This is a genomic window from Myxococcus eversor (assembly GCF_010894455.1).
Lineage (GTDB): Bacteria > Myxococcota > Myxococcia > Myxococcales > Myxococcaceae > Myxococcus > Myxococcus eversor.
Genome location: NZ_JAAIXY010000006.1, coordinates 295,174 through 308,258 on the forward strand (window position 1 = coordinate 295,174; position 13,085 = coordinate 308,258).

General features: G+C 68.0%; 10 protein-coding genes. 3 read left to right on the forward strand and 7 right to left on the reverse strand.

Features of this window, described 5'->3' with window-relative positions; translation table 11 throughout:
• Positions 1–39 precede the first annotated feature (39 nt).
• Positions 40–1,818, reverse strand: coding sequence for a tetratricopeptide repeat protein (locus G4D83_RS14795; protein ID WP_163865381.1), 1,779 nt, complete (start codon positions 1,816–1,818; stop codon positions 40–42).
• Between the two features lie 196 nt (positions 1,819–2,014).
• Here G4D83_RS14795 and G4D83_RS14800 point away from each other — a divergent pair, with 196 nt between their 5' ends.
• Entirely contained in the window at positions 2,015–3,124 is a 1,110-nt protein-coding gene (locus tag G4D83_RS14800) for a glycosyltransferase family 4 protein (RefSeq protein ID WP_163865382.1), read from the forward strand.
• Between the two features lie 20 nt (positions 3,125–3,144).
• Here the strand turns inward: G4D83_RS14800 and G4D83_RS14805 are convergent, their stop codons facing one another.
• Positions 3,145–3,804, reverse strand: a complete 660-nt coding sequence (locus G4D83_RS14805; RefSeq protein WP_163865383.1) for a class I SAM-dependent methyltransferase — start codon at positions 3,802–3,804, stop codon at positions 3,145–3,147.
• A gap of 31 nt (positions 3,805–3,835) precedes the next feature.
• Positions 3,836–5,656 carry an ArnT family glycosyltransferase gene (locus G4D83_RS14810; RefSeq protein WP_163865384.1) on the reverse strand — a complete coding sequence of 607 codons (1,821 nt, stop codon included), beginning with the start codon at positions 5,654–5,656 and terminating at the stop codon, positions 3,836–3,838.
• Between the two features lie 172 nt (positions 5,657–5,828).
• Here G4D83_RS14810 and G4D83_RS14815 point away from each other — a divergent pair, with 172 nt between their 5' ends.
• Positions 5,829–6,815, forward strand: coding sequence for a glycosyltransferase (locus G4D83_RS14815; RefSeq protein ID WP_163865385.1), 987 nt, complete (start codon positions 5,829–5,831; stop codon positions 6,813–6,815).
• A gap of 40 nt (positions 6,816–6,855) precedes the next feature.
• Positions 6,856–7,590 carry a class I SAM-dependent methyltransferase gene (locus G4D83_RS14820; RefSeq protein ID WP_163865386.1) on the forward strand — a complete coding sequence of 245 codons (735 nt, stop codon included), beginning with the start codon at positions 6,856–6,858 and terminating at the stop codon, positions 7,588–7,590.
• Between the two features lie 6 nt (positions 7,591–7,596).
• On the opposite strand, the gene G4D83_RS14825 is transcribed toward G4D83_RS14820, so the two are convergent.
• The 4 genes from G4D83_RS14825 to G4D83_RS14840 all read right to left on the reverse strand — a co-directional run bounded on the left by G4D83_RS14825 (position 7,597) and on the right by G4D83_RS14840 (position 13,074).
• Positions 7,597–9,018 (reverse strand): sigma-54-dependent transcriptional regulator, encoded by a 1,422-nt coding sequence (locus G4D83_RS14825; protein WP_275902371.1) that lies wholly within the window; start codon positions 9,016–9,018, stop codon positions 7,597–7,599.
• A gap of 26 nt (positions 9,019–9,044) precedes the next feature.
• A complete protein-coding gene (locus G4D83_RS14830) occupies positions 9,045–10,586 on the reverse strand; it encodes a two-component system sensor histidine kinase NtrB (RefSeq protein WP_163865510.1) in 1,542 nt (513 codons plus the stop codon).
• A 61-nt stretch (positions 10,587–10,647) separates the two neighbouring features.
• The gene (gene pilC / locus G4D83_RS14835; protein ID WP_163865388.1) at positions 10,648–11,901 is read right to left on the reverse strand and encodes a type IV pilus assembly protein PilC; all 1,254 of its coding nucleotides are present in this window, start codon (positions 11,899–11,901) and stop codon (positions 10,648–10,650) included.
• A gap of 57 nt (positions 11,902–11,958) precedes the next feature.
• On the reverse strand, positions 11,959–13,074 hold the full coding sequence (locus G4D83_RS14840) for a type IV pilus twitching motility protein PilT (protein WP_163865389.1): 1,116 nt from the start codon (positions 13,072–13,074) through the stop codon (positions 11,959–11,961).
• Positions 13,075–13,085: the final 11 nt, after the last annotated feature.

Here is a 13,085-nt window from a genome sequence, read left to right on the forward strand (position 1 = left end):
GCGGCAGGCCGTCCCGTGCCCCTCGGGCGCGGGCGCGAGTCACGGCGTGGCACCCGCCGCCAGTCGGGCCTGACGCAGCCCCTGACGCGCGGCCTCCGATTCGGGCTGGAGGCTCAGCGCCGTTTCGAGCGCGGGCACGGCCTCCCCTGGACGCCCCAGTTGAAGCAGCGTGCGGCCCAGCTCCAGGTGCGAGTCCGCGCGCCGGGGCGCCAGCCGCAGCACCTCCTGGAAGCGCGCCACCGCCTCCTCCAGTCGACGGGCCCGACGCAGGGCGAGCCCGAGATTGTGGAGGACCACCGGTTCGTTGGGACGAAGCTGGAGCGTCCGCTCGAGTTGGGGAATCGCCAGGTCCATCCGCCCCATGAGGGCATAGGCCACGGCCAGGTCGCTCTGTGGCTGGTAGGCCCTGGGCAACGCCGAGGCAGCGGCCTGGAGCTCCGGGAGCGCCTCCTCCACTCGACGTGCCTTCAAGTAGGCCGCCCCCAGATAGGCATGGAGTCTGGGCTCGCCGGGCGTCTTCGCGAGGGTGTCCTCCCAGAGCGAGATGTCGTCATGCCACGCGGGGATGCGGGCCAGCGTCAACGCGGCGAACACGGCGACGCTCCCTCCCGCCACCAGGGCCAACGCCCTCGCCTGCCCCGGCCAGCGCTCCAACAGCCACTTCAACCCCGCCGCGGCCAGCAGGCAGAAGCCAACCGAGGGCAGGTAGAGGAAGCGCTCCGCGTAGGCCTCCACGCCGCGAAGCTGCATGAAGAAGATGGGCAGCAACGGCGCTAGCAACCACACCCCTCCCGCGAATGAAGCCGCCGCTTCACGGCGCATCCGCCACAGCAGCCCCAGCAAGGCCAGGAGCAACACGGAGCCCAACACCACCTCGCTCGCCTCCGGAGGAACGCGGGAGGGCACCGTCAGCACCAGCGGATGGGGCCAGAAGAGCTTGCCTCCCAGCTTCCCCGCGAGCGCCAGCATGTGGAGCGGATACAGCCCCGTGCGCCCCGCCCCTGTCGGCACGGGGAGCGACAGGCCCACGGCGTTCATCCGGAGCGCCGCGTAACCCAGCCCGCCCAGTCCCAAGGGAGCATACCGGCGCAGCCACCCACGCGGGCCCGGCGGCGTCACGGGGAGCCCCGTCGCCCGGTCCGTGGCCCAGAGCACCACGGGGAACACCACCGCCACTTCCTTGAACAGCAGGCCCGCGAGCCACAGGAGAGCCGCGCCCACGCCCCGTCCCCATGAGGACGGCCCCTGCACCATGACTCGTACGGCGAACAGCACCAGCAGCGTCGCCGCCACGTCCATGCAGCCACTCACCCAGGCCACCGACTCCGCGTGCACCGGATGCACCGCGAACAAGAGCGCACCCGCCAGCGCGGCCCAGGTCCCCGCAGGCGACAGCGTCGCGTCCTTGCGTCGCAGACAGGCCCGCGACAGCCAGAGGACCAGGACGGATGCCGCCGCATGGAGCAGCGTGAGCACCAGGTGGAAGCCCCACGCCGAGGTGCCGAAAACAGCGCGCTGCGCGAAGAAGAGCACGTGCGCGAGCGGCCGGAAGTAGCTCTCCGCGGGGCTCCGGTCCGACGCGGCGGTGGGCCCGTCATCGAACGGGAACAGCGGGTGTTGGAACGCATTGCTCAATGCGCTCCACGAGCCCAGCCAGGGGTTGTCCACCACCAACTGCGCGTCGTCGTAGACGAACCCATTGAACAGGGTGCCGACATAGACGAGCACCGCCATCACTGCGACGAGCATCACCTGCGTTCGGGGCTGGAGCGGAATCGGGCGGAGGTCAGTGGAGTCCATCGGCGTCACGCGGGCCATACTACTGGCTTCATCTCCAGAGGGTGGCGCATGCCTTGCTCGCACCGAGGGCAAGGCGGCTGCCGGGCGGCTCCATGTCGGTCCGTGCCGCCTGGGCTTCTCTACAAGGCAAGTCTTGCGAGGACGCCCGAAGGCCTTTGCCTATACTCGCGCCGCCACGTGCCCCGACGAGCGGGTGCCGTCAGGGTCCAGGTCCATGCGAATCCTCGAGGTCTCCAACTTCATGCCCCCGCACCCAGGGGGCATCGAAATCATGATCGACACCCTGTTCCAGGGGCTCCAGCGTCGCGGGCATGACGTGCGGTGGATTGCGGCCTCCACTCCGCTGGAACCCGGAACGACGGGGCCCTTCGTGCGCGTCCCCGCGTGGAACTGGCTCGAGAAGAACCTCCATGTCCCCATGCCGCTCTGGGCGCCATCCGGCTGGCGGCAGCTCGATGAGCAGGTGCGCTGGGCGGACGTCATCCACGTCCACGACTGCCTCTACTTCTCATCCTCGCTGACCACGGCGCTGACGCGAGGACGGCGCAAGCCGCTGCTCGTCACCCAGCATGTCGGCGAGGTGCCCTATGGCGGCGTGCTGGACTGGGTGCAGGCGGCGGCCTACCGGACGCTGGGGCGCACCCTGCTGAGCGCCGCCAGCGAGGTGGTGACCTACAGCCCCCACGTCGTCGACTACTTCCAGAAGGTCGGTGTGAGGAAGCCGCTGCGCATCATCCCCCTGGGCTTCGAGCCACGCTTCCAGCCAATCCCTCAAGCCGAGCGGCTCGCGGCGCGGCGCGAGTTCGGCCTCCCAGAGCAGGGACGCCTCGTCCTCTTCGCGGCACGCCTCGTCCCCAAGAAGGGGGTCACCCGGGTCGCGGAAGTCCAGCGCCAGCTCGCCGCCGAAGGCGTGACGCTCGTGGTCGCCGGAGATGGCCCCCTGGCCAGCGACATCGCGGACCTTCCGGACACGGTGCACTTGCGACAGGTGGACCATGCTCGCATGCACCTGCTCTATGGCTGCGCGGACGTGCTGCTGCTGCCCTCCGTTGGAGAGGGACTGCCCCTGACATTGCAAGAAGGGATGCTGACGGGGCTGCCCGCGGTCGTGTCGAAAGACCCCTCGTTCGTCGCCAATGTCGCCGACGCGCCGGGTGTCGCGTTGGTGGAAGGCAAGGAGGCGCTGGTGGAGGCCGTGCGCGCCACCCTGGCGCAGCCACCCTCGCGAACCGAGGTCGCCCATTGGGCCCGCGAGCGCTGGGGGCTGGAGCGCTTCATCACCGAGTACGAGCGCACCCTCGAATCACTCGTCCGCGGAAATTGAGCGCAGCCCTCGGCTCACGGTCAGACGCGCTTCAAGACCGCACATGTGACCTCGAAGGGACGCACCAACCACGGCCACAGCCACTGCACCAGCGACGCTCGCGGTGCCTCAGTCCCAGCGCCCTGCCCTGGCTGCAACAACCGCCGGAGCGCGCCCGGCACGTCCTGGGCCACCAGACTGCCCAGCCTTCCGCAGCGGACGATGTCGGATGACATCACCTGCATGCCAGGAAAGAGCTGGGACAGCTCCGGCACCGTCGGCCTATACATCGTGTCGATGGGGTCCGGATGCCAGGGAAAGGCACGGGGGACGGACAGGACGAGCAGCCCTCCGGGAGCCACCCACTCCATCAACTCACTGGCGAAGGCACGCCGCTCACTCACGTGTTCGAGCACATTCGTACAGCACACCGAGCGCACGCCCAACGCCCCGAGCCTCGCGCGACACGCGGGGTCGGTCAGTGCGCCCACGACATCCACTCCCTCGTCCGCCTTCATGTCTTGATGGATGACGGAGCCGCCTCGGCGACGCAGCGGCGCGAACAACTCCTGCTCAATCCAGGGCTGCTGGACCTCGCGAAAGTAGCGGGTGGAGCTGCCGATGTTGAGCAGCGGGGACACCTGCTCCAGCGGAGCCGCCGCCAGCTCGCGCCCCAGCCAGCGGGCCTCCTGCTTCAACATGCGAGGCCTCGCGGAGATGAAGGATGTGCCGTCACGGGGCCTCCTCGGGAAAGTCCCCTGGGAGCTCCCTCACCGTCGGAGGAAACGCGGCGGGAGTCGCGGCCTCCAAGGGGATGATCTGCGGATTGCACTGCTTGTCGACCACCAGCATGAAGCCCGTGCGCCGCGGATACACCTTGCTCATGAACTGCCGGTCCCGCTCCACGCTGATGTGATTCACCCACAACACCCGGTCATCCAGGTCCGGACTGTTGTTGGGCCGGAAGAACACGAAGTGATTGGCCGGTGCCGAGGTGCAGGGCGGCGCGAAGCCCGGACGAACGAAGACGACCGAGTCGTCGGGAACACGCCGCTCCACTGCCAGCCTCGGACGGCGGACATCGGTGGTCAGCTTGCGCAGCGTGTAGATGCGAGGCGGGAGGTACATCGTCGCGCAGACCGCCACGAGGCCCACGAGGAGGAAGGGCACGAAGGCCGCGGCCTCCCAGCGCCGAGCTGTGTGCCAGAGGGTCTTCAAGCCTCCCGTGGAGAGCAGCACCAGCGGCAGCATCAGTTCCGAATAGTGCACGGGCCCGAAGGTATCGACGCCGGGGTCCGCGACCGGAAGATGGGCGAGGCAGAAGGCCAGCACCGTCGCCGCCAACCAGCGCGCGGGAGCGCCTCGGGCCAGGAAGACGAGGATGAACCCCAGTGGCCAACCGAACGAGTCCAGGTTCAAGCGGAAGAGGGCCAACACCATTCGCCCTCCCGCCAGCACCGAGGAGTGGTCGGTGAAGAAATAGAAGAAGTCGTCGCCCCGCACCTGCGATGGACCAAAGGACACGAAGCGGTAGGCGTTCTCCTGCGCGTAGCGCACTCCGGCGTGGTACCCGGTCATCCAGGGTGAGCCCGTGGTCTCCCGGTTCGCCAGCAGGAAGAGGCCCGCAAGCGGAATGGCGACGACCACGAAGGACAGCGCGTGCCTCCAGCGCGCCGCGCCGCCTTGTCGCCAGGCACGCAAGCCCCACATGACGAGGAGCGGTCCCCCCAGTCCCACGGCCACGGCGGGACGCGTCCAGAACGCCAGGCAGAACAGGAACGCAACCCATGCACTCGCACCCGTGTCGAAGCGCTGGACGAAGTAGAGCATCCATGCCAACGCGAAGATGGCCGCGGTGTGCGACATCAGCGTGGCGGCCCCAATCATCGTCATCGGAGACACCAGGTACAGGAGCACGGCGACCCTGCCCCAGGCGCTCCCCCACCAACCACGTGCGACCAGGAACAGCGCAATGGCAGTCGCTCCGGAGAGCACGGGATTCACCAGCCAGGGCACCCCCAGCTTCACCCCGAACGCCAGCAGGAAGGGCCAGCCCAGGAAGTACTGGCTGTACATCTTCCCGTCGTTGATGAGGAAGCCGTTGTCGAAGAACAGCTTCATCGGCGGGGAAGGCACCCAGAGCCGAAACGAACTGAGCAACTCCGCGGCGAATCGATACGACGCCTCGTCGTCGGTCACCGGCGTGTAGCCCAGCACGGACGCCTGAATCGCCAGGGGCACGAGGGTGCCGAGCACCCCGGCCAACAACACGCTGCGCCGGTCAGGGTACTCGCGCCAGGCCTCGCGCCAGGCCTCGAGACGCTCGGGAGTCATCATCCTCGAGCCCGCCACAGCCACGAAGCAGACGAGGGGGATGCCCAGGAAGGCGATGATGGCCGCCAACGTCAGCCACCGATTCGTAGGGAAATTGATGGTGCCCAGGTTCAAGATGAAGCCATTGAACTGAGATTCCCAGAACGCCCAGTAGGCGAGCACGCAGACGCCAGCGGCGGCGAGGGGGACGAGCGGGGCGCGGTATCGAGCGGGAATCATCGGGGGCCCGTCGAGGATGGTCCGCACAGACAAGGATTGTCCATGAAAGAGTCGCCAGGCAGCCCGGCGGTTCCACGGGCTTGCACGAGGGCTCGGCGCGAAGAGTTCCTGCGGTACACTGGGGTCCACGCCGAACGGTGCGTCCCACGACCCCCCGACGGAAACAGGTGCCATGCCTCAGTCCCCCCCGCGCATCGCGGTCATTCTCCCCTGCCACAACGAGGCACCGGCCATCCGGGAGACGGTGCTCGCCTTCCGGCAAGCCCTGCCTTCCGCGGCCATCTTCGTCTACGACAACGCTTCCACGGACCGCACCAGTGACGTGGCTCGCGAGGCGGGAGCCCTGGTCCGGAGCGAGACGCGGCGAGGCAAGGGCAACGTCATCCGACGTGCCTTCGCGGACGTGGACGCGGACATCTACGTCGTGGCCGATGGAGACGGGACCTATGACGCGTCGGCTGCATCGCGACTGGTGGGGCTGCTCGTCGAGGAGTCCCTCGACATGGTCATCGGCACGCGCATCCACAGCGAGAAGGAGGCCTACCGCGCCGGCCACGTCGCTGGAAACTGGCTCTTCAACCAGGTGGTGGCCCGGCTCTTCGACAAGGGGCAGTCCGACATCTTCTCGGGCTACCGCATCTTGTCTCGCCGCTTCGTGAAGTCCTTTCCGTGCATGTCCGAGGGCTTCGAAATCGAAGCGGAGATGAGCATCCATGCACTCCAGTTGCGCATGCCCGTGCGGGAGATCGCCACGCGCTACTCGAAGCGAGTGGAAGGCACGGCCAGCAAGCTCAACACCTGGCGGGACGGATTCCGGATTCTCTCGCACATCCTTCGCCTCCAGCGACTGCACCGCCCCCGGCAGTTCTTCGGCGGCCTCGGCGTGGTCACCATCCTCCTGGCCCTGCTGCTGGCCATTCCCGTCTTCTCCACGTTCCTCCAGACGGGTCAGGTGCCGCGCTTCCCCACGGCCATCCTGGCCACGGGCCTGGTCCTGCTGGGCTCGTTGCTGGCCTTTCTCGGGTTGATTCTGGAGAGCACCAGCCAACTGGCCCTGGAGACCAAGCGGCTGAGCTATCTCGCCATCCCCTCCGCTTCCGGGCAGCCTCAGTCGATGGGAACCCTCGCTTCCAAGGACTCGGTCGCCCAGGTCGGCTGAGTCCCTCTTTCCCTCTCCCTGGTTTCCCACGAGGTTCTCGGTGAGCTCCTTCCACGAGCATCACGGGCAGCAGAAGGCTTTCTTCGAAACAGACCCGGGGCGCATCGCGACGCGGCTGTTCGGCCATCCTTCCTTCCCTCGAACCATGCGCTGCAAGTTCGCGTTCCTCGCCCGGCAACTGGCAAGTTGCCGCAAGGTGCTCGAGGTGGGCGTGGGCAAGGGACTCCAGCTCACCTACTTCCTGGACCGCATGCCGGACGACTGCCAGTACACCGGCGTGGACATCGCGGAGGCCCCGCTGAGAGAAGCCCGCGAGCGGCTCGCGCCCCGGTTCCAGGAGCGCGTGCGGCTCCAGCCCGCGGTGGGGGAGCAACTGCCATTCGAGGACGGCACATTCGACGCCGTCTTCTGCGTGGACGTCCTGCACCACGCGGCCTCGCAGCCCTCCATGCTCGCGGAGATGCGGCGCGTCGTCCGTCCGGGAGGCCGGGTCATCTGCGTGGAGCCCAATCCCCTCCACCCCGCCAACCTCGTCTATCTCCGGGACCCCATCGAGAAGGGTCTCTTCCAGCTCACGCTCACCCACGCGCGCGAATGGACCCAGCACGCGGGCCTCGTAGAGACTCGGCTGGAGAACCTCCCTGTGTTCTTCCCCAGCTTCCCTGGCGTCCTGGAGAACGTCTACGGAACGTTGGAGCGCGTGCTCGAACACGTTCCCGTGCTCAACCGCTTCTCCACCACGCAAGTGCTCTTCGCCTCGCGCCCCCCGGCGTGACGCGCCCTACTTCGCCTCACGCGCTGGCGGAGAACTGGCGGGCTCCTCCAGTTCGTCCGTGAGGCCGTGCTTCGCCAGCCGGTAGCGGAACGAGCGGAACGACAGACCCAGCAGGTCCGCCGCTCGCGTCTTCACCCCACCCGCCTGCTTCAGCGCCGCCAATAGATAGCGCCGCTCGCTGTCGTCCAGATGGCGCTCCAGATTGAAGCCACCGCTCAACTGAGGCTCGCCGGCGTCCCCCGGACGAGACACCGGCTCAGACTCGCCGCGCACCGCCGGCGGCAGCGTGGACGGCCCCAGCAGGTCCGAGTCCGACAGCGTGGCCGCGCGCTCGACCATGTTCTGCAACTGCCGCACATTGCCCGGAAACGCATAGCGCTCCAGCAACGCCAGCGTCTCCGGCGCGAAGCGCAGGCCCGGCCGCCCCAGCTCCTCCGCCATCCTCGACAGGAAGTGTCCCGCCAGCAGCGAGATGTCCCCCGCGCGCTCCCGCAACGGCGGCAGCTCCAGCGTAATCACGTTGAGCCGGTAGAAGAGGTCCTCGCGAAAGCGCCCCGCCTTCACTTCCGTCTCCAACCGCCGGTTCGTCGCCGCGATGACTCGCGCCTGGAAGGGCACCTCCGCCGCGCTGCCCACCGGCTTCACCTTGCGCTCCTGGAGCACACGCAAGAGCTTCACCTGCGTGGCCAGCGGCATCTCCCCCACCTCGTCCAACATCACCGTGCCCTCGCCCGCGGACACCAGCAACCCCGCGCGCTCGTGCACCGCCCCGGTGAAGGCCCCCTTCACGTGGCCGAACAGCTCGCTCTCCAGCGTGCCCTCGTTCAGCGCCGCGCAGTTGAAGGGCAGGAAGGGCTGCGCCGCCCGGCTGCCACGCATGTGGATGCCCCGCGCCACCAGCTCCTTGCCCGTGCCGCTCTCCCCCGTCACCAGCACCGTGCTGCGCCCCGGCGCCACCTTCTCCACCAGGGCCCACACCGCCTGCATCCGCGCGCTGTGCCCCACCGCCATGCCCAGGCCGGGCAACAGCCGCGCGCGCAGCGTGGAGTTCTCCTGCCGAAGCGTGCGCTTCTCCAGCGCCTTCTGCACCAGCAGCCGCAGCTCCTCGTTGTCGAAGGGCTTGCAGATGTAGTCGTACGCCCCCTCGCGCATCGCCTCCACGGCGGCGGACGGCGTCCCGTAGGCCGTAATCAGCACGACCTCCGGAGGCTCCTTGCGCGCCCGCGCCGTGCGCAGCACGTCCAGGCCGCTGCCCGTCCCCAGCTTCATGTCGGAGATGACCAGGTCCACCCCGTCTCGCGCGAGCACCTCGCACGCGGGCTTCACCCCGGGCACGCTCGTCACCGCGTAACCCTCGCGGTGCAAGAGCAGCTCCAGGTACTCCCGCATGGACAGCTCGTCGTCCACGACGAGGACGTGGCCTCTCACTCCGCTCTCCGCCGCATGCGCGGTCGTCACAGTGGCAACCCCACGACGAACTCCGTTCCCTCGGCCGGGTCCGAGCGCACGCGGATGGACCCGCCATGCGCCCTGACGATGGAGTGCGCGGTCGACAAGCCCAGGCCCGTGCCTCCGTCCCGCGTGGTGAAGAAAGGCTCGAACAGGTGGCCCATCATCTCCTCGGTGATGCTTCCCGCCGAGTCCCACACGCGAATCTGCGCCTCCTTCTCGCTCCTCGCCAGCCCCACCTTCACCTCCCCCTTGGGTCCCGCCGCCTGGAAGCCGTTGCGCACCAGGTTGATGAGCACCTGCCTCAACTGGTCCGGGTCCACCGCGGCCATCAGCCGCTCCTGCGCGGACACCTCCACCCGCACGTCCCGCGCCAGGGGGTCCGCCCTCAACATGTCCACCGTCTCCGCCAGGAGCGCGTCCAACGGCACCTCGCGGCGCACCGGCTCCGGCGGCCTCGCGAAGCGCAGGAAGTCCTCCACCAATCGCCCCAACCGGTCCGACTCGCGCACCAGGATGTTGGTGAGCTTCACCACCACCACGTCCCGCGAGCACTCCTGCGCCAGCAACTGCGCGGAGCCCCGCATCGCCGCCAGCGGGTTGCGCAGCTCGTGCGCCAGCTGCGCGGAGAGGGCCCCCAGGCTCGCCAGCCGGTCCGAGCGCTCCAGGTCCTCCTCCATCCGCCGCAGCTCGGTCAAATCCTGGAAGACGATGAGCAGCGCGCCCTGCTCGCCCTCCAGCGGCGTCACCGACATCCCGAGGATGATGCGCCGGCGGCCCCCATCCGTGCCCACCACCAGTTCGCCTCGCGACGAGCGTGGCGCCAGCCCCGACACTCCGGGGAGCAGCGACTCCAGCGGCTGCCCCGCGCCGACCTCGTCCTCCAACTGGAGGATGCCGCGCGCGGCGGCGTTGACGTACGTGACGCGCTTCTGGCTGTCACAGGTGATGAGCCCCGACGGCATCGAGGAGAGGATCTGCTGCTGCAGCCCTCCCAGCCTGCGCAGGTCCGCCTCGCGCGCGGACAGCGCGCCACCCGTGGCGGAGAGCTGCCGGGACAGGTAGCCCGCCAGCACGGCGATGAGCGCCAGCGCCAGCAGGTTGCTGCCCAGCACGAAGAAGCCCCGGCTGGGCAAGAGCGGCCCCAGGGGCGCGACGTCCGACAGCCGCTGCATCACCACCAGCCCGGCGAAGCACACCGCCGCCGCCGCCGCCACCCAGAGCGCGCCCCGCCAGTCCAGCACCACCGCGGCGCCGATGACGGCCAGGCTGTAGAGGAACGTCAGCGGCGAGTCGGAACCACCGCTCAGGTACACCAGCCCCGTGGCGATGGCGACGTCACCCAGCACCTGCACCCACGCGTCCAGCCGCCCGGCCTTCTCCCGCCGCAGCCGGATGCCCACCACCACCGTGGAGATGTACGCGGCGACGATGACGGAGAGGGAGAGGGTGTCCGCCCGGCTCGGCTCCTCCAGGGGCTGGAGCAGCAGGCGACCCACGGTGATGACGAGCGACAGGCTCGCCGCCACCGTCCTGAACAACACCAGCCAGACTAGGCGCGCGCGAAGCCTCTCGGCTTCGTCCGCGCGCGCCCTGGCGACCGCGGAGCTACTTGATGGCACCGGCAATGGAGAAGATGGGCAGGTACATGGCGATGAGGAAGCCACCGACCACGCCGCCGAGGAACACCATCAACAAGGGCTCAATCATCGCCGTCAGCGAGCTGACGGCGGTGTCCACTTCGTCGTCGTAGAAGTCGGCGATCTTGTTGAGCATGGTGTCCATGGCGCCCGTCGCTTCACCGACGCCAATCATCTGCACCACCATGGAGGGGAACACCTTCGTCTCGAGCAGGGGGCCCGCGATGTTCTTGCCTTCGGAAATCTTGCCGCGCACGTAGTAGATGGCCTCTTCCACCGTGCGGTTACCGGCCGTCTTCGCCGTCACGTCGAGCGCGTCGAGGATGGGCACACCCGAGGAGATCATCGTGCCCAGCGTGCGCGTGAAGCGCGCCACGGCCACCTTGCGGAGCACCGGGCCGAACAGCGGCAGCTTCAGGAAGACCTTGTCCCAGAACTTGCGGCCCCGGGGCTGCCGGTAGCTCCAGGTGAAAGAGAAGACGACCGCGGCGATGATGCTGACGACGTGCAGCCAATACGCCTCTGCCCAGGCGGACAGGTCCACGACGAACTGGGTGGGCGCCGGCAGCGCCGAGCCGAAGTCCGCGAACATCGCCGCGAAGACGGGCGTCACCTTGAGGAGCAGGAGCGCCGTCACGCCGATGGCGACGAGGATGACGATGGCCGGGTAGGTCATCGCGCCCTTGACCTTGCGCTTGAGCTTCTCCGCCTTCTCGCGGTAGGCCGCCAGACGGTTGAGGATGGTGTCGAGGATACCGCCGACCTCACCGGCCGCGCAGAGCTGGATGTAGAGCTCGTCGAAGACCTTGGGGTGCTCCTTGAGCGCATCCGCGAAGGTGCTGCCCTGCTCCACCTTGCCCTTGATGGCCAGCACCACCTTCTTGAAGGCGGCGTTGTCCATCTGGTTGGCGAGGATGTCCAAGCACTGCACCAGGGGAAGACCCGCGTCGATCATCGTCGCGAACTGGCGCGTGAAGACGAGGATGTCCTTGCCGGTGACACCACCCATGCCCGGGATGGAGATTTCGCCGTCGAAGGCGCTCTTCTTGCGCACCTTGACGGGATTGAGGCCCAGGGACTTCAGACGAGCGTTGACGGCCTCGCTGTCCATGGCCTCCATCTCGCCCTTCTTCGTCTCCCCGCTCTTGGTCTTCGCCTCCCAGAGGAACTGGGCGGTGTTCTTCTTGGAAGGTGATGACTTCTGGACTGCAGTTGCCGCCATGAGCTTGGCCTCCGCGAACGCCGCGCGAGTCTAACCGCTGAATCTCAAAACCAGGAACTAACGACCCGCCGCTCCTCCGGCTGGCCGCTGGGCACCCGGTATCCCCCCCCCCCCCGTGGCGAGGATGTTGCGCAGCTCTTCCGGGTCGCTGGAACGCCCGAAGGCCTCGTCCTGGGAGATGAGCCGGCGCAGCAGCAGCGCCGCCAGGGCCTGATTGAAGGTCTGCATGCCGTACTTGGCCTGACCCACCTGCATGGACGAGTAGATCTGGTGGACCTTGTCCTCGCGGATGAGGTTCCGGATGGCGGGGTTGGGAATCATGACCTCCAGGGCGAGGATGCGGCCCGGACCGCCCGCCTTGGCCACCAGCGCCTGGCTCATCACGCCCTCCAGCACGAAGGAGAGCTGGGCGCGCACCTGCGGCTGCTGGTACGGCGGGAACACGTCCAGGACGCGGTTGATGGTCTGCACGGCGCTGTTGGTGTGCAGCGTCGCGTAGCAGATATGGCCCGTCTCGGCGATGGTGAGCGCGGCTTCAATCGTCTCCAGGTCGCGCAACTCGCCCACCAGCACGATGTCCGGATCCTGACGCAGGATGTACTTGAGGGCCGTCTTGAAGTTTCGCGTGTCCGCACCCACCTCGCGCTGATTCACGAGGCAGTTCTTGTGTGGGTGCAGGTACTCGATGGGGTCCTCGATGGTCATGATGTGCTCATGACGCTCGGTGTTGATCTTGTCGATCATCGAGGCCAGCGTGGTGGACTTGCCCGAGCCCGTGGGTCCCGTCACCAGGATGAGGCCGCGCGGCTTCTTCACCAGCTCCGCCACGACGTTCGGCAGGCCCAGCTCCTGGAAGGTCAGAATCTTGAAGGGAATGGTGCGGAAGGCTCCGGCCACCGCGCCACGCTGCATGAAGATGTTGGCGCGAAAGCGCGACAGGCCCTTCACACCGAAGGACAGGTCCAGCTCGTTGTCCTCCTCGAACTTGTGCTTCTGGGCGTCCGTGAGGATGGAGTAGCAGAGCTGCTTGGTCTCCACGGGCGTCAGCGGCGCCGTCTTCAAGGGAACGAGCTCACCGTCCACGCGCAATTGCGGTGGCGAACCGGTGGTGATGTGGAGGTCGGAAGCGCCCTTCTCGACCATCGCCTTGAGGAGCTGGTGCAGGTTGGCCACGGTGGGGGTGT